The organism is uncultured Bradyrhizobium sp., from assembly GCF_947648125.1.
In the GTDB taxonomy this organism is placed as follows: domain Bacteria; phylum Pseudomonadota; class Alphaproteobacteria; order Rhizobiales; family Xanthobacteraceae; genus Bradyrhizobium.
Genome location: NZ_CANSMR010000001.1, coordinates 203,974 through 221,737, shown reverse-complemented (window position 1 = coordinate 221,737; position 17,764 = coordinate 203,974). Strand labels below are relative to the sequence as shown.

At 62.2% G+C, this 17,764-nt stretch carries 14 protein-coding genes and 1 pseudogene; all 15 read right to left on the bottom strand.

What is annotated here, in order from left to right; translation table 11 throughout:
- Positions 1-22 precede the first annotated feature (22 nt).
- Positions 23-1,267: an ABC transporter substrate-binding protein gene (locus Q0030_RS01070; RefSeq protein ID WP_298362219.1), complete on the bottom strand. Its 1,245-nt coding sequence runs from the start codon at positions 1,265-1,267 to the stop codon at positions 23-25.
- A gap of 84 nt (positions 1,268-1,351) precedes the next feature.
- Positions 1,352-2,599, bottom strand: a complete 1,248-nt coding sequence (locus Q0030_RS01065; protein WP_298362216.1) for an ABC transporter substrate-binding protein — start codon at positions 2,597-2,599, stop codon at positions 1,352-1,354.
- Between the two features lie 34 nt (positions 2,600-2,633).
- Positions 2,634-3,452 carry an ABC transporter ATP-binding protein gene (locus tag Q0030_RS01060; protein ID WP_298362214.1) on the bottom strand — a complete coding sequence of 273 codons (819 nt, stop codon included), beginning with the start codon at positions 3,450-3,452 and terminating at the stop codon, positions 2,634-2,636.
- Between the two features lie 7 nt (positions 3,453-3,459).
- Positions 3,460-4,494, bottom strand: coding sequence for a branched-chain amino acid ABC transporter permease (locus Q0030_RS01055; RefSeq protein ID WP_298362211.1), 1,035 nt, complete (start codon positions 4,492-4,494; stop codon positions 3,460-3,462).
- Positions 4,495-4,537: 43 nt separating this feature from the next.
- Positions 4,538-5,425, bottom strand: a complete 888-nt coding sequence (locus Q0030_RS01050; RefSeq protein WP_298362208.1) for a branched-chain amino acid ABC transporter permease — start codon at positions 5,423-5,425, stop codon at positions 4,538-4,540.
- Entirely contained in the window at positions 5,426-7,345 is a 1,920-nt protein-coding gene (locus Q0030_RS01045; protein ID WP_298362205.1) for an AMP-binding protein, read from the bottom strand.
- Positions 7,338-8,147, bottom strand: a complete 810-nt coding sequence (locus Q0030_RS01040) for an ABC transporter ATP-binding protein (protein WP_298362202.1) — start codon at positions 8,145-8,147, stop codon at positions 7,338-7,340. Before Q0030_RS01040 ends, Q0030_RS01045 begins: the two co-directional genes overlap by 8 nt.
- A 36-nt stretch (positions 8,148-8,183) precedes the next feature.
- Positions 8,184-9,038, bottom strand: a complete 855-nt coding sequence (locus Q0030_RS01035; RefSeq protein WP_298362198.1) for an SDR family oxidoreductase — start codon at positions 9,036-9,038, stop codon at positions 8,184-8,186.
- A 182-nt stretch (positions 9,039-9,220) separates the two neighbouring features.
- Positions 9,221-10,507 carry an acyl-CoA dehydrogenase family protein gene (locus Q0030_RS01030; protein ID WP_298362195.1) on the bottom strand — a complete coding sequence of 429 codons (1,287 nt, stop codon included), beginning with the start codon at positions 10,505-10,507 and terminating at the stop codon, positions 9,221-9,223.
- The gene (locus tag Q0030_RS01025) at positions 10,504-12,504 is read right to left on the bottom strand and encodes a biotin carboxylase N-terminal domain-containing protein (RefSeq protein WP_298362191.1); all 2,001 of its coding nucleotides are present in this window, start codon (positions 12,502-12,504) and stop codon (positions 10,504-10,506) included. The genes Q0030_RS01030 and Q0030_RS01025 overlap by 4 nt, the downstream gene beginning before the upstream one ends.
- The gene (locus Q0030_RS01020; protein WP_298362188.1) at positions 12,501-13,298 is read right to left on the bottom strand and encodes a crotonase/enoyl-CoA hydratase family protein; all 798 of its coding nucleotides are present in this window, start codon (positions 13,296-13,298) and stop codon (positions 12,501-12,503) included. Before Q0030_RS01020 ends, Q0030_RS01025 begins: the two co-directional genes overlap by 4 nt.
- Before the next feature lie 9 nt (positions 13,299-13,307).
- Positions 13,308-14,906, bottom strand: a complete 1,599-nt coding sequence (locus Q0030_RS01015; protein ID WP_298362185.1) for a carboxyl transferase domain-containing protein — start codon at positions 14,904-14,906, stop codon at positions 13,308-13,310.
- Positions 14,894-15,535 (bottom strand): TetR/AcrR family transcriptional regulator, encoded by a 642-nt coding sequence (locus Q0030_RS01010; RefSeq protein ID WP_298362181.1) that lies wholly within the window; start codon positions 15,533-15,535, stop codon positions 14,894-14,896. The genes Q0030_RS01015 and Q0030_RS01010 overlap by 13 nt, the downstream gene beginning before the upstream one ends.
- A 137-nt stretch (positions 15,536-15,672) precedes the next feature.
- Positions 15,673-16,506: pseudogene (locus tag Q0030_RS01005) on the bottom strand (SDR family oxidoreductase).
- A gap of 24 nt (positions 16,507-16,530) precedes the next feature.
- Positions 16,531-17,715, bottom strand: coding sequence for a lipid-transfer protein (locus tag Q0030_RS01000; protein ID WP_298362178.1), 1,185 nt, complete (start codon positions 17,713-17,715; stop codon positions 16,531-16,533).
- Positions 17,716-17,764 lie beyond the last annotated feature (49 nt).

Genomic DNA, 17,764 nt, shown 5'->3' with positions numbered 1-17,764 from the left:
GATGCGCGCAGGCCGCTCCCAGTCACTCAACCTTGAATTTTGACGAATTCTCCTTGATCAATTTCCAGACCACATCGGTGTAATCCGCGCTCCAGTCGCTGAGCGGAACCCAGCTTTTTCCGTCCCACTGCTCAACTCGCGTCTTGCCACCGCCACCGTGATCCTTTGCGGTCACCGTGATCGGCGACATCACGCCGCTGCCGTCAAAGTTTTTAATGGATTCATATCCATCTTTCATCTTTTCAGCGTTCAGCGGCCAGCCGTATTTCTTTATTGCAATTCGAGCAGCCTCGAAGGCTGGGGCGTAGATAGCCAAGCCTGTGTTGTAGTAGACATCGCGCACCGACGTTTCCGGTCCGCTACCCTGGCCTTTGGAATACAGGTTCTCGAGCAAGGTCTTGACGAGTGGTACTTCCTGGCCGCCCGCAACGTTGGTGCCTCGAAGGATTCCCTTGGCCGCTTCGTCACCGATATTCCTGATGTCGACCTCATTCAGCCAGTTCACCGACAGGTATTTGTCGATCGGGAAGCCGTTACGTTTCATCTCCTTGAAAGCCACGACGTGTCCGCCGGCAAGAATCCAGCTGATCACGTAGTCGGGCTTGTCGCGGCGCATTTGCGTCCAAGCGCTCGCTTGGTCACTGCCTGGGAGAGGCACTGGATAGAGCTTCAGATCAAAACCCTCGGCCTTGGAAAGGGTTTTTAGAACTTCGATCGGCTCTTGACCGAAGGGATAGTCGAGATAAATGAAACCGATCTTGGCGCCGGTCAGCTTGCCACCCAACCGGCCTTTGATAAAGGCGACATCGTTGGCTGCTTGCTGCCAATAGGTGGGGCCCACGGGGAATATCCACTTGAAAACTTCCCCGTCCACGGCATCCCCACGGCCGACGAAGGATTGCATCACGATGTTGCCATCCTTCATCGCACGCGGCAGCACTGCGTTGGTCACGGGAGTCGAGAGGAAGTTAAAGATGAACACGCCCTCACGCTTGAGCTGTTCGTAACATTCCACACCGCGCTGCGGCTCGTTACCGTGGTCCCGGACGATGATTTCGACCGGATGACCGCCAATGCCTCCGCTCTGGTTCACATACTTGGCGAGATCCTGAGCTGCCTGAGCCACCTGCGGCGAGACGAAGGTGTATGCTTTGCTGAGATCGAGGCATGCACCGATACGGATAGCTTCCTGGGCCGAGGCGGTCTGACCTGCCATCCCGAGAAGGGTTGCGACAGTCAGGGCCTTTATCGTGCGATGAATAGTCACGTTGAACCTCCAGTTTCCTATTGTTTGCCTGCTCTATTAGCCCGTCGATCAGTTGTTGTTGGCGCGGCTGATGCGCTTGCCACGTCAATTGCCCTTGAACCTGGAAGAGCTGGCCTTCACGACCTGCCAGACGATGTTCTGGTAGCTGGCAAGCCAATCGGTCTGCGGAACCCAGGTCTTGCCGTCCCACATCTCGATGCGCGTACGCCCGCCACCCCCGTGATCATCCGCCGTCACGGTGATGGGCGCCATCAGGCCACTAGCGTCATAATTCTCGATCTTCTCTAGCCCGGCCTTGTAGGATTCGGCGGTGATCGGGTGGCCGTGGATAGCGACCGCCTTACGCGCGGCTTCGAACACGATCGAATACATCGCAAGGCCCGTATTATAGAGGACGTCCCGGGTTTTCTCGACTGGCCCATTGCCTTTCCCTTTGTCGTAAATTTCGGCCATGATCTCTTTATAGAGCGCGACATTCTGACCGCCGACAACATTCGTGCCGCGCTTAATTCCCTTCGCTGCCTCCGCGCCAATGTTCGCAATATCGACCTCGTTCAACCAATTGACCGAGATGTATTTCTCTATAGGGATGCCGTTGCGCTTCATTTCCTTTGCTGCAACTACATGCGCCCCCGCGAGCATCCAACTGATAATGTGATCGGGCTTGTCCCGGCGCACCTTCGACCACACGCCTGCCTGATCGTTCCCGGGCAACGGAACCGGATAAAGGATCAACTCGAATCCTTCCTTTTCGGACAGCGTCTTGAGAATCTCGATCGGCTCCTGACCGAAGGGATAGTCGAAGTAGACGAAGCCGACCTTCACGCCCGAAAGATTTCCGTCGTGCAGCTGCTTGATGTAGGCGATGTCGTTGGCCGCCTGCCCCCAATACGTCGGGCCAACGGGGTAAACCCATTTGAACACCGTACCGTCAACGGCGTCGCCCCGGCCGACGAGCGATTGCATCAGGATGCGCTGATCCTTCATCGCACGCGGCAAGATCGCCATCGAAACCGGGGTGGAAAGGGTGTCGAAGACGAAGACGCCCTCGCGCTTGAGCTGTTCATAGCATTCCACCCCTCGCTGCGGCTCGTTGCCATGGTCGCGCACGATCACCTTCACCGGCGCCCCATCGATCCCGCCTTTCAGGTTGACGAGATCGGCGAGATCGAGGGCTGCCTGCGAGACCTGCGGCGTAGCGAAGGTGTAGGCCTTGCTCAGATCGTAGCAAACACCGATTCTGAACGGTTCGGGATCGGCCGCCTCGGCGGGCACCGACATAAGTCCGGCGGCTAGTAAGGCCAAAAACAGTGGTCTTCCGATTGATTGCATTTCATTCTCCCAGTCTGTCTTGAATTTAGCCGCGTCAACTCAGCCAACGTTTGCGCCGACTGTAGTGTTTGATGTCATGGAAGTTTGTGGCTGAACCTCCGCCAAGATAGAATTCCTGAATGTCGGAATTCGATTTCAGGGCTTGCGCGGTGTCATGCATGACGACGCGACCGTTCTCGATAAGATAACCGTCGGACACGATCTCTAGGGCGGCCAATGCGTTCTGCTCGACCAGCAAAACCGATAGCCCGTGAACCTTGTTGATCTTCTTGATGATGTTGAAGATTTCGGCTACCAAGAAAGGTGCCAGGCCCAGACTAGGTTCATCGAGCATCAGCAACCGCGGCTGGGTCATCAACGCGCGGCCGATCGCCAGCATTTGCTGCTCGCCGCCTGAGAGATATCCCGCTTGGGAGTTCTTCCGTTCGGCCAGGCGCGGGAAATATTCATAGATCTTCTGCTTCTCCGCATTCAGGGTCGCCCGTGTCATCGACATCGGCGCAGCCGCGTCGAGATTTTCGTCGGGCGTCAAGTGCTCGAAAACACGACGGCCTTCGATCACATGGCAAATCCCCATCTCCACACGCTGTTGCGCGGGAAGATCGGTGATCAGCGTGCCTTCGAAACTAATCTCGCCCCGGCTAACACGTCCACGCTCGGCCTTGAGAAGGCCGCTGATTGCCTTCAACGTCGTGCTCTTTCCGGCTCCATTGGACCCGAGCAACGCCACCATCCCACCTTTCGGAACTTGGATGGAAACTCCTTTGATCGCTAACATGACGTTGTCGTAGAGGACCTCAATACTGTTCGTCGACAGGATCTTGGCCGCTTCTTTGTCGGGAGCCGGGGTCATCTGCTGCCTACTTCTTAAGTTGGTCAAAGGGCCACAAGATCAGGTAATCTCGAATGTTGCCATAAAGCTTGCCCAGCCCAAGCGGCTCGATCATCAGGATAATGATGATGAGGGCGCCGTAGACCGCGTTCGGAATATGGGCCAGCGATTCGACGTTCAGTTTCAGCCCGAGCGTCGACGCTCCTCCTGCTACGATCCCGTTGACGATGCTGGGCATCAACAAGATGAGCGCAACGCCAAAATAGGTGCCTATGATGCTGCCCAGGCCGCCGACAATGATCATGGCCAGAGCTTGGATCGACACAGCGACCGAAAACTGCTCGGGCGCGGCGAGGAAAAAGAATGTGGCAACAAGGATCGCGCCGCTGACACCGCCGATGAAGGAGGAGGTCGCGAAGGCTACGAACTTGTAGTAGAAGCTGTTCACGCCGAGAACGGCCGCCGCATAGTCCTTCTCCCGGACGGCCACAAGCGCGCGGCCTAGACCGGTCCGGCGCAGATTCAGCATGAAGATTGTGACGAGGAGGCACCAACCGAAAGCGACATAGTACAGGCCGGTATCCGACGTAATCTTCTGACCCAGAAGAGCGAATGTGGGTGCCTGCAGCGACGCATGCGAACCACCCGAGATCGTTGGCGAATGGGTTAGAACCCAATCCATCACGAACTGCATCGCGAGCGTGGTCAAAGCCAGATAGAGGCCCTTCACCCGCAGGGCCGCGAATGCGAACAGGCTGCCAATGACCGAGGCGGAGATTCCACCGATCAAGAGCGCGAATTCCCAGGGCACTCCGAACTTGGCCGCGTGGACAGCCGAATACGCGCCCACGGCCATCACCGCCGCATAGCCGAGATGCAGTTGGCCAGCCCAACCTGTCACCATGTTGAGCCCGAGCGCCGCCGCGGTCCAAACAAGCCACGGCAATACATAGCTGTTGAGGTACAGCGATCCGAAAAGGAACGGCGCTGCCAGGCCGAGCGCCAAGAAGAATAATGCAAGATTCCTGTCGGCCGGAATCTTGTAGAGCCGACTGTCGGACATGTAGCTGGCGTGATGTACACCAGATAACCGGTAAAACATCGCGTCAAACCCTTTCGATATCATGACGGCCAAACAGACCGTGGGGTCGAACCATGACAGTCAGGATGAGCACTGCGGCCACGATCAGGTCACGGCTGCCTCCTCCGACGAGCGGATCCAGATAGGTAGATCCCACATTCTCGACGATGCCCAGAATGAGCCCGGCGAGCATCGCGCCGAATATGCTGTCCAGACCACCCAGAACAGCTACGGTGAGCCCCTTGAGCAGCAGGAGCGACAGGGACTGATCGACGCCCTGAATCTCGCCCCATATGATGCCCGCCGCTACCGCGACGATGGAAGCGAGCCCCCAGGACAGGCCCACGCCGCGCTCGACCGAAATGCCGACGGACCAAGAGGCCATGTAATCGTCCGCTATCGCGCGCAAGCGGGTACCCAGGCGTGTCCGGAAGAACATGACGAAGACCACGAACAACAAGACCGCCGCGGCAGCGCCGACCAGGTTGATGCGGCTGATCAGGATGTCGCCGAGGAAGAGAGGGTCGGAACTGACGCCCAGATCGAAGGAGCGAGAGGTGCCACCCCAGATCGCGAGCGTCGTGCCGCGCAGGAAGATATCGATCCCCAAGGTCATCATGAGAATCATCACGATCGGCCGCCCCGCAAGCCGGCGCAACGCGACCCGCTCGATCCCCATACCGAGACCAAACATCGCGACGGCAGCCAGCGGAATCGCCGCCCAGAGCGGGAGCCCGGCATCGCGAGCGAGTGCCAACACGAGATAGGCTCCCACCATGGTGAGCGCGCCCTGCGCAAGGTTCGGCACGGACGAGGCTTTGTAGATCAGCACGAGACCGATCGCGAACAGCGAGTAGAGCAGTCCGGTGAGAGCTCCATTTGCCGTGAGCTCGGCCAGGAAAGCCAGTTCCATCTAAACCTCCCTGATAGGAAGGGTGCGGTCGACCGTTCCCCTGTCGCCTGTCTCATAGGTCACAATAGCGCTGACGTGGACCTTCCTGGATCCGTCATAGAGGGCCGCGATCACCTTCTGATATCTCTCCTCAACGACCGTTCGGCGCAATTTGCGGGTGCGCGTGATCTCACCGTCGTCAGGATCGAATTCCTTGTGCAGACTGACGAACCGTTTGAGCTGAAGGGGCTCGGAAAGGGAGTTGTTCACGCGCAGAAATGCCTGGCGCAGCAGCACGGCCACCTCTTCGCGCTGCGACAGGTCCGCATAGGAAACATAGGGCACGCCATTCCTTTCGGCCCAGTGCCCCACGGCATCGAAATCAATGCACACCATGGCCGTCAGTTCGTCGCGGCCGGCGCCGATCACGGCCGCGTCCTTTATGTAGGGGCTGAACTTCAGGCGGTTCTCGATATAATTGGGCACATATCGTTCCCCGCTTTTGGTGTGCATTACTTCCGAGACGCGACCCAGCACGACAAGATGGCCGTCGTTCTCGAGATAGCCGGCATCGCCCGTATGCAGCCAACCGCCCGCGAGGGCTTTGGCCGAAGCGTTGGGGTCGTCGTAGTATCCGGCAAAGACGCTGTCCGCCCGAAGCAGGATTTCGCCGTTGTCGGCAATTGTCACCTCGACCCCGGGGGCGGCTTTACCGACGGTGTGGAGACGGATTTCGTCGTTTGCCTGGATCGCATTGATAGCACTGTTCTCGGTCTGCCCGTAGAGTTGTCGAAGCTTGATACCGAGCGCCCGATAGAAGACGAACGTATCCTCTCCGATCGCCTCACCGCCGGTAAAGCCGTTCTTCACACGGCTCATGCCGAACTGGTCCTTGATCGGGCCGAAAATCAGCATCTCGCCGATAAAACGGCCAAGAGACTCCAGCGCGCCACCGCTCATGCCGTCGAGCTTGCGCCGCTCGGCGGCGATGGCCCGGTCCATGAAGAAGTGATAGAGATGCTTCTTTAGCGGCGTCGAATTCTCGATGCTGACCTGGATAGCGGTCAACACGTTGTCCCAGCTGCGCGGGGCGGCCAGATAGAAGGTCGGCGCGATCTCGCGCATATCGCGCAGCACGGTTTCCTGTCGTTCGGGCACGTTGACGGTGAAGCGCAGCAGAAGCGCGGCGGCCACGGTGATTGCATAATCGCCCACCCAGGCCATCGGCAGATAGGCCAGCACCTCCTCTCCAAAATCGAAGGCCCCCGCGGCGTGACCGTTCCGGGCTGCCGCGAGCACATTCTTCTGGCTAAGAACGACACCCTTGGGTTTGCCTGTCGTGCCTGACGAATGCAGGAACACCGCCGGATCGTCAGGCTTGGCACGGCCGAGCAGGTCGTCGCGCAACCCCGGCGCATCATTGAGACAGTGGCTGCCGATCTCGATGAGATGCTCCCATGACATCAGCCCCGGCGCTTCGTAGAAGCCGAGGCCCCGGCCATCGTCATAGACGATGTACTTCAACTGCGCAGCTCCGGCGCCACGCAGTTCCAGAATCTTGTCCACTTGCTCCTGGTCCTCGGCGAGCGCGGCCACGATCTTCGCTTCGTCCACAAAATGCTGGAGCTCTTCGAGCGTCGTGCCTGGGTAGGCGGGCATTGCGTAGACACCGAGTGTGGCCAGCGCCACCATCCCGCAATAGAGGCGCACGCGGTTGTCGCCAAGGATCAGCACGGCGTCACCCTTTTTCACGCCGAGTCCGTTGAGCCCAGCAGCGCAGGCCAGCACCTGTTCCGCATATTCAGCCCATGTCGTAGCCTTCCAGATCCCGCGCTCCTTTTCACGCATGGCGACATCTGCGCCGTGCTGGGATGCGTTCCGCATCAGGATCGACGCGACGGTTTCTCCGGTTATCGTCAGGCTGTGTCTGCACTCAGCCATGTGCCCCCCCGATGTAAGCCTCGACGACGCGGGGATCCTTGACGACCTCCTTCGGGACGCCGCTGGCAATCATCTCGCCGTAGTTCAGCGCCAGCATCCGATCGCAGATGCCGGTGATGACGTCCATGTGGTGTTCGATCAGCAGGACGCTCACGCCCCGCTCTGCCCTCGCATCCAAGATGAAGCGGGCCATGTAGCCCTTCTCCTCCTGATTCATGCCGGCCATCGGCTCGTCCAGGATGAGAAGGCGAGGCTCGGCGACCAGCGCCCGCGCTAGTTCTACCCGCTTCTTGAGACCGATCGGGATGCCGTCCACGAGTTCGTTGCGGATGCTCTCGAGTTGGAGAAACTCGATCACTTCCTCAACGATTTCGCGGTTTCGGATTTCCTCAGGCTGCGCGATCCACCAGTAGAGCGCGGTGGGCAGAACTCCGGGCTTCATGTAGATGTGCCGTCCAAGCAGGATGTTTTCGAGCACGCTCATGCCGTTGAAGAGCGCCAAGTTCTGGAAGGTGCGGGCGACCCCGAGCTTGGCGACCCGGTGCGGCGAGGTGCCGGTAATGTCCTTGCCATCGAGATGGATCGAACCTTTGTTCGGCGGATAGAAGCCCGTAATTGCGTTGGTTACGGTCGTTTTCCCGCTCCCATTCGGACCAACAAGTCCGAAGATCTCCCCTCTGGAAATGCTGAAATCCACACCCGTAACGGCGACGATGCCGCCGAACCGGCGCTCGATCCCCCGGCACTCCAGCACGGGGCCAGCTGCGGGATGCAGATTTTGCAGAGAGTGACTGCTTGTCATGTCATTCCCATCGCTTCAACGCCTCGTTCTCAATGGTCACGCGATACGGAAGTAGTCTGGCCGCCCGGTCGGCCAAGGATCGCCCCACAGCTGCTGGCCGCCGTCCACCGTCAACACTTCGCCCGTAATGAACTTGCCGGAAGACGCGGCCAGATAGACGACTGCCTCGGCGACATCCCATTCGTCCCCCGCGTGGCGCATCGGGTTCGCCTCCTGAAAGGTCGCTGCCCCCTCCTTCGGGTATCTCGCAAACCCAGTGCTTTCGCAGCACCCTGGCGCTACGCAGTTGACGCGAATCCCATGCGGCGCCCATTCCACGGCCAGCGATTTCGACAAGTAGATGACTCCGGCGCGCGCAGCGCAGCTGTGCGCGATTCCCGGCATCCCGCGCCAAATATCCGCGACAATGCTCACGATGGCGCCGGGACGTCCGGTCTTGACCCAGTTGCGGGCCGCGGCCTGCATCATCCACCAGGTACCGTTCAGGTTGGTGTCAATGACAGCGTTCCAGCCCTTCGGCGTATAGTTGAGAGCCGGCTGCGGAAACTGACCGCCGGCGTTGTTCACCACAATGTCGAACCCACCGAACTTATCTTCCACCGCATCGACAAAATCCTCCACCTGTGCGGGATCGCGGATCGTCATGGGATGCGCCAACACCCGGCCACCAAAGCTACGCAGAAATCCCGCGGCATCTTCAAGTTTCTCGGGGTTTCGGCCGTTGATGGCCAGATCAGCGCCAAGTCGTGCGAAGAGTGTCGCGATCGCGAGGCCCAGTCCGCCTCCGGCACCGGTGACGACGACTCCCTTTCCCGAGAAGAGCCGGTTCGCAAAGACCGTTGGCTGGTCGCGCAATTTGGCGCGAGCAAACCCGTAACCTGCGTCTGACATGGATTCCCTCCCAAGCGCGGATCGGACTGTTGTCCTTGATCCACCCAAAATCTAACGTATGTTAGAATGACATGCAAGCCGCTGCGGTCGAATGGCTTGCCCGCTGAACGCTGCGCGATTTCAATACGATTTGGGGAGGCCTTGCGCTTTCTCAGCGGTGAAGGACATCGGCATCTGGGCGATCAAGACAGCGACGCGCGCACATGCTCTCCAGGATGCCATCGGCACCGGTGCAGCCGCCGCGAGGCGTCCTGGAAGCGTTCAGCATGGCGGCACTCTTGTTCGGGTCTCAACTCACGAGTCACATGCGCTTGGCGACCTCTTCGAGCATCACCTCGGTCGCCCCCCCCGCCGATCGCCTGCACACGAGCGTCGCGCGACATGCGCTCGACCGGGGTTTCGCGCATGTAGCCCATGCCGCCGTGGAACTGCACGCAATCATAGAGCACACTGTTGACCAGCTCGCCGCAATAAGCCTTCACCATCGAAACCTCACGTACGCATTCAACGCCAGCTCGGTCGAGCCGCGCTGCGTGATAGATGAGCTGCCGACCCGCCTCGATCCGGGTTTGGCAACTGGCTAATCGCTGACGAACCGCCTGTTTGTCCCACAGCACGCCGCCGAAGGCCCTGCGCTGCTTGAGATAGGCCACGGTCATGTCGAGCGCCGTCTGCGCCTCGGCGCAGGCCATCGCGCCCAGAACGATGCGTTCGTTTTGGAAGTTCTTCATGACCGAGTAGAAGCCTCTGTTGACTTCGCCCAACACGTTCTCGGCCGGCACCCGCACGTCGTCAAAAATCAGCTCGGCCGTGTCGGAGCAGAGCCAGCCGGTCTTGTTCAGCGCACGGCCCACGGAAAACCCCTTGGTGCCCTTTTCGACTGCGAACATGGTGATTCCGCGCGAGCCCCTGGCGTTGGGGTCGGTTTTTGCGCCGACGAAGTACAGATCTGCATGAACGCCGTTGGTAATGAACATCTTGGTGCCGTTCAGTACCCAATCGGACCCGTCCTGTACCGCACGGGTGCGCATGCCGGCCACGTCCGAGCCTGCGCCGGGTTCGGTTATGGCGACGGCGGTGATCGTCTTGCCCGCGGTGATGCCGGGCATCCAGCGCGCCTTCTGCCCGGGCGTGCCGGCGTTCTCCAAATGCGGCGAGGCCATGTCGGTATGCACCAGCACCGTGGCCGAGAAGCCACCGAACGTGGACCGGCCGACCTCCTCGGCCAGCATCACGCTCGACATCACGTCGAGCCCGGCGCCACCATACTGTTCGTCATAGCGCATGCCGAGAACGCCAAGCGCGCCCATCTGGCACAGCACCTCGCGCGGGACCATGCCTTGCGCTTCCCAGGACTCGCCCCTGGGTTTCACCTCGGTCTCAATAAAGCGACGGAGTTGAGCGCGGATGATTTCGAGATCTTCGCCGAACGGGCCGGTGGGCGCGTCGATGGTTTCGTGTCGTGTCATATTTTGTCCTCCGGATCGATCCTCACAAGGGGCGCGCCACCGGCGACTGTGTCGCCCGACCCGCAATAGATCTCGGCTACCACGCCTGCGACGGGCGCAGGCAGGCTTTGCAAGAGCTTCATCGCTTCGAGTACCACCAGCGTCTCACCCTTGCTTACCCGGTCGCCGGGTGTCACGCGGATCTCGACCACAGCACCTGGCATGGGAGCGCTGAGTGTGTCGGCCCCGCCGGCCGCGCCGAAGGCGCGTTGAAGATGCTGGTCCTCGAGGGTGCGAAGTGGCACCATCATCGTGCCATCTGGCGTGGATAGATAGATCTGCCAGCGGTCGCCTGACCGCAGCACATGGCCTTGGCGGGTGAAGGGGCGACAGCGCGTCCGCCCTGTGAGACGCTGCGCGGTCAGGCGCGCATCCTCGACGTCAATTCTGGTGCCGTCGGGCAGGATCACCTCTAGCCGCGCCCGCTGCCCGGCGACCCTAATCGGAGCGTCGTCATCGCTCCAGTAACAGGCCGCGCCCGTCCGCCCCGCATTGCTGGTCACCCGCCAGGCGCCGAGGCTCTGCCAAGGAGTGTCCGGCGCCGGTGCAAGATGCAGGTGCAAGGCCAGCGCGGCCAAAGCGCGGGTTTGGTCGTCGGGCACCGGGGCGGTCCAGCCGCCGGGGAACATTTCGGGCAGTGCCGCGGTGTGGTGTCTCAGGGAGGCGAAGTCGGGATGGGTGAGAAGCGCTCGCTGATAGGCCAGGTTGACACCAACCCCACCGACCGCGAAGGCATCGAGCGCCTCGACCGTTCGCCGGATGGCTTGAGCGCGGTCAGGGGCGTGGACGATGAGTTTGGCGAGCATCGAATCGTAGTGATGCCCCACGACCGATCCCTCTTCGACCCCGCTGTCGAGCCGCACGGTTCTCGGAGGCGCCCAGAGCGTGATCGTACCGGTTTCGGGGCGGAAATTCTCGGCCGGGTTCTCCGCGGCAAGGCGGACCTCGATGGCGTGGCCATCAAACGAAACGTCCCCCTGCGCAAACCCCAGCGCCTCGCCACGCGCGATACGCAACTGCCACTCCACCAGGTCGATACCGGTGACGGCCTCCGTCACTGGATGCTCCACCTGAAGCCGGGTGTTCATCTCCAGGAAATAAAATTCGGCCCGCACGGGGTCGTACAGATATTCCACCGTGCCCGCCGAGCGATAGCCAATGCCCCGCGCCAGCCGGACTGCGGCATCGTACATGGCTGAGCGCAAAGCGTCGGGGATGTCCGGGGCGGGCGCTTCCTCAATCAGCTTCTGGTGGTTGCGCTGGAGCGAACAGTCGCGGTCGCCCAGATGCAGCACATAGCCATTCGCGTCGCCCAGCACCTGCACTTCGACGTGGCGGGCGCGCGGCGCGTAGCGCTCCAAGAATACCGCCGGATCGCCAAAGACGCTCTTCGCCTCGGCCCGCGCGGCGGCGATGGCCTCGCCTGCCGCGCCGAGACTGGTGACAAGGCGCATTCCCCGCCCGCCGCCGCCGGCGCTGGCCTTGACCAGGAAGGGCACGCCGAGCGCCTGCGCCTCCTTGAGAAGCCGATCGTCAGATTGATCGGCGCCGCGATAGCCCGGCAACACCGGCACGCCCGCGGCCTCCGCTGCGGCCTTGGCCTCGATCTTCGAGCCCATCCGCGAGATGGCCTGCGGTGACGGTCCGACGAAGACCAGCCCGGCTGCCTCGACCCGTGCGGAGAATTCGGCATTCTCGGACAGAAAGCCGTAGCCTGGATGGATCGCACCCGCCCCGGTGGCGCGTGCCGCCTCAAGAATAGCATCGATGTTCAGATAGCTTCGCGCCGCGGCGGCCGGACCGATGCAGACGGCATGATCGGCCTCGGCCACGAAGGGCGCATCGCGGTCAGCTTCGGAGAAGATGGCCACGCTTTCCAGCCCCAGCTTCCGGCAGGAACGCTGGATACGGCGGGCGATCTCACCCCGGTTGGCAATCAGGACGCGGGAGAAGCTCATTTCACACGCCATGAGGGCGCGCTCTTGCTAAGGAAGCTGTCGATCCCCTCAATGCCTTCCTCGGTTTCCCAGGCATCGGCAAGACGGTCGGCGGTATAGATCATGCTGTCGTCGAGATCGTGTCCCGCGACATAGGCGATCAGCCGCTTGGTGTCGGCCACTGCCCCGGGCGCGGCCTGCAGATGAGCATCAACAATGCGCTCGACCGCCTCATCCAGCGCCCCGGGGGCCACCACCTCGGTCAGAAGCCCGATCCGCTCGGCCCGCGCGGTATCGAAGAATGCCCCCGAGAGCATCGTTTCGCGCGAGGCTGCCGCGCCGATGCGCGCCACCACGTAGGGAGAGATGTTGGCGGGCAAGAGACCGAGCCGCACCTCGGTTAGGCCGAACCTCGCGCCCTCGGCGCCGAGCGTGTAGTCGCACACCGACATCAGGCCAACGCCTCCGCCATAGGCCGGGCCATTGATGCGCCCGATCAGCGGTTTGGGCAGCGTATCCAGGCGGCGCAGGAGTCGAGCGAGCGAAGCGCTCTGCTCCACCCGTTCCGTGCGACTCTTTTGCACGTTCGAAGCGAACCAGTTGAAGTCGCCCCCCGCACAGAAGCTCTTGCCCGCCCCAGTCAACACCACGACGCGCACCGCCCTGTCCTCGGCTAGGGCCGTCGTCGCATCGGTGAGATCCGAGATCAGCGCTGCGTTGATCGAATTGTGCTTGTCGGGGCGGTTGAGGATCACAGTGGCGACGCCGCGAGCGTCCACGTCGATCCGCAGCGTTTCATAGCGGTCGTAAACCATTGTCTTTCCCTACATTCTGAAGACAGGCGTGTGACGTCGCGCATCTGGAACCGAGGTCGTTATGGCCAGACACAGGCCCAGGATGTCGCGGGTCTGGCCAGGCTCGATCAGTCCGTCATCCCAGAGCCGCGACGTGGCGTAGTACGGGTCGGACTGTTTGGCATATTGCGCGCGCACCTTGGCCTCGATCCGTTCCAGATCGGCCTGCATTTTCGCGGGGTCTCCGCCCTTCTCGCGGCGCAATTCCATCATCACATTCGAGGCGATGTCGGCCGACATGGTGGCCAATTCCGCTGTGGGCCAGGCGAAGAGAAAGCGCGGCGCGAACCCCCGGCCGCACATGCCGTAGTTCCCCGCCCCGTAGGAACCGCCGAGCAGGACCGAAAGGCGGGGCACCTTGACCACCGACGTGGCGTAGACCAGCTTGGCGCTGTCCTTGGCGATGCCGCCGCGCTCCGCCTCGGTGCCAACCATGAAACCCGAGATGTTGTGCAGAAACAGAAGCGGTATGTTGCGCTGATCGCACATGGAGACGAACTGCGCGCCCTTGAGCGAGCTGTCGGACAAGAGCGCCCCGTTGTTGGCGAGAATGCCGACGCGGTAGCCGTGGATCCGGGCGGTGCCGCAGACCAGCGTTTCGCCCCAGCCGGGCTTGAACTCGCGGAATGCGCCGGCGTCGATCACCCGGAGGAGCACCTCACGCATGTCGTAGGGTTCTTTGCGGTCGGCGCTGATGACGCCGAGGAGTTCCGCGGGATCGTGCAGAGGTGCGGCAGCGCGTGCATCCGGAGCCATCGATCGTTTCAGGCCCAGATTGCCAACAATGTCGCGCATCAGCGCCAGAGCGTGGAACTCGTCTTCGGCCAGATGGTCGGATACGCCCGAAACGCGCGAGTGCATCTCGGCCCCCCCCAGGGTTTCGCCATCGACCACCTCGTTGATCGCGACCTTCACGATCGACGGCCCGCCCAGGTGGATGCGAGCGTTGCCGCGCACCATGATCACCTCGTCGGACAGCGCCGGGATGTAGGCCCCGCCCGCCGTGCAGCCGCCGAAGACGGCCGAGATCTGCGGCAGGCCGCTGGCCGACATATTGGTTTGGCGGAAGAAGGAGTTGCCGAAATGGCGCGCGTCGGGAAAGACGCGATCCTGCTCGGGCAGGTAGGCGCCGCCGCAATCGACGAGGTAGAGGCAAGGAAGCCGATTCTCGGCCGCGATCTCCTGTGCGCGGATGTGCTTCTTGACGGTCTCGTGATAGAAGGAGCCGCCCTTCACCGTTGCGTCGTTGGCGATCATGATGCACGGCAGGCCGTGGACGATGCCGATGCCGGTGACGATGCCTGCCCCCGGCACCTCGCCACCATACTGGCCCCAGGCAGCCAGGCTGGAAAGCTCGAGGAATGCCGTTCCGGGATCCACCAGTAAGTCGATCCGCTCGCGCACTAGAAGCTTGCCGCGCTTGCGGTGACGATCCACCATCTCGGGGCGCCCGCCGCCGGTGGCTTCCGCCATCCGGGCGCGAAGGGTGTCGACGCGGGTCGTCTGCGCCTCGCGGTTGCGAGCGAGGACTTCGGAGACGGGGGAAAGCCGTGTGGTCAGCTGGGCCATGCCGGATCGCTACGCTTCGTAAGAACACCGTTCAGAAACACGTCCGCATAGGCGGAGGCGAGCGCCTCGGCGCTGCCCCGCTCCGGATCGAACCATTCCAGCGTGGCGTTTAGCGCGCCGATCAACATCAGACGGAGCCGCCGGACATCGACCACCTCGCGCAGGGCACCGTCGGCCTTGAGGCGGCTCAACAAGCCGTCCCACTCGGCCTCATAGGCCCGTCGCGCCGGAAGGTTGGCATCGCGGACCGACTGAGGCACTTGGCCGAAGATGCGGACGTTGGCGGAGGAATAGTCGCTGACGTCCAGCAAAGCGCGCAGATGCGCCCGGATCGCGGCGCGCAGGACGGTTGCCGCATCTCCCCCCGATACGTCGGATATCGCGCGGCGCATCCTGTCGTGAACCGCCCATATGCCTTCGTCGAGGATGGCTACCACGATCTCGTCCTTCGATCCGAAGTGATAGTAGATGCTGCCGGCCTTGATACCGGCGGCCTCGGCGATCCTTCGCAGGGAGACCGCGCCATAGCCCTGCTCGCGAAAAAGCCGCGCGGCGACATTCAGGATACCGTCGCGGCCAACCGGCGCGCGGGAACTCTCTTCGGCAGCTTTCAAGACGGATGCGGTCAAGGGGGCACGCAGCTCTTCTACGAGCATAACTAACGTTTGTTAGCTTTGCTCTCCAGCCGTGTCAAGCGCCTCAATCAGGCCGCCACCACAGAGATGCGTGAGAGGCTTGCGTCGCCGGGAAAACCGGCGGAACGGCATCAGATGGTGAAGCCGCCGCCGCAGATCACGTACTGGCCCGAGATGAAGTCCGACTCCGGCGAACAGAACAGATAAACGGCGCCGGCCGCCTCCTGTGGCGTGCCAACCCGGCCCAGCGGGATCATCCGCTCCATCTGGCTAGCAGGGCGGGATTCACGCCGACCTTGATCTCCTTGTTCTCTACCAAAATCTTGCTGTCGCCGTCGACGCTGCCCTCGGTCAGGCAGGTGCGGATCGGTCCAAAGGCCACCGCATTCACGTTCACCTTGTAGCGCCCCCATTCCTTCGCCATCGTCCGGGTGACGCCCAGGATACCGGCCTTGGCGGCGGAATAGTTGATCTGGCCGGCCGGCATTGCCGCCGGTGGCGGCGATCGACGAGATGTTCACGACCTTCCGAAACACCTCATTGCCGGCGGCCGCCTCCTCCTTGGCCTTGGCGGCGATCTCCGGCTGGGCGGCGCGCAGGAATCCTGAAGGCGCGATCAGATGCACGTCGATGATCGCGCGCCACTGCTCGTCGGTCATCTTCTGGACCACGCTGTCCCAGGTGTAACCGGCGTTGTTCACAATGATGTCGAGCCCGCCGAAACTGTCGACGCCCGTCTCGACGAAGCGTTCGGCAAGGCCGTCCTACGTCACGCTGCCGGCGCAGACTGCAACCTCGCCGCCGGCGGCGCGGATCGCCTCGGCGGTGTCGTTGGCCGGATCGGCGTCAAGGTCGTTCACCACGACCCTTGCGCCTTCCGATGCGAGCTTCAGCGCAATCTCGCGCCCGATTCCGCGGCCCGAGCCCGAAACCAGGGCCACGCGGCCTTCGAGTTTCCCGGTCATGTCGTTTCCTCCCGTTGGCCTGCCTCAGGCCTTCTCGTACAGCGTCACCACACAGGCGCCGCCCAGTCCCAGATTGTGCTGAAGCGCAAGCCGGGCGCCCTCGACCTGGCGCGCGTCGGCTTGGCCGCGCAACTGCTGGACCAGTTCGGTGCACTGCGCGAGACCCGTGGCGCCCAGCGGGTGCCCCTTCGAGAGAAGGCCCCCCGAGGGATTGGTGACGTACTTTCCGCCATAGGTATTGTCGCCATCATCGACGAACTTCCCGGCCTCGCCGTGCCCGCAGAGGCCGAGGGCCTCGTAGGTGATGAGCTCGTTGTGGGCAAAGCAGTCGTGCAGTTCCACCACGTCCAGGTCTTCGGGCCCGATGCCCGCCGCCTCGTAAACCTGGTCGGCCGCCCGCTTGGCCATCGACGCACCCACGACCTCGCGCATGTCGTGTGCCTTGAACGTTTCCGGGCCGTCGGTCGTCATCGCCTGCGCGGCGATGCGCACCGAGCTGTCGAGCCCGTGCTTGTCAGCGAATGTCTTCGAACAGACGATCGCGGCCGCAGCGCCGCAGGTGGGCGGGCAGGCCATGAGTTTGGTCATCACGCCGGGCCACACGACCTGCGCAGCCAGCACCTCCTCCGGCGTGACCTCCTGGCGGAACAGCGCGACGGGATTCCTCGCCGCGTGCCGGCTGGCCTTGGAGCGGATCTTGGCGAAGGTTTCCAGCGTGGTGCCGAATTCGTCCATATACGCCTTGCCTGCCCCGCCGAAGTAGCGCAGCGCCAACGGGATCTCGGGATGACCGACAAGTTCGTCGGTTTCCTCGTCGAAAGCCTGGAAGGGGCTGACCCGGTCGTGGAACATGGCGCCGATGGCGCCGGGCGGCATCTGTTCGAACCCGAGTGCAAGAGCGCAATCCACCGCGCCGCTCTCCACCGCTTGCCGCGCAAGAAACAACGCCGTAGAGCCCGTGGAGCAGTTGTTGTTGACGTTGACTACCGGGATGCCCGTCATCCCCACGTGGTATAGCGCGCGCTGGCCGCAGGTGCTGTCGCCGTAGACGTAGCCTGCATAGGCCTGCTGCACCTTGTCGTAGTCGAGGCTAGCGTTTTCCAGCGCCGCGCGCGTGGCCTTCGCGGCCATCACGTCGTAGCTCTCAGACTTGCCAGGTTTCTGAAACGGCACCACCCCTACACCTACGATACAGGCTTTGTCACTCATTTTGATTTTCTCCCATCACATGGCCGTCCGGCCGAGCAGCGATTTCCAA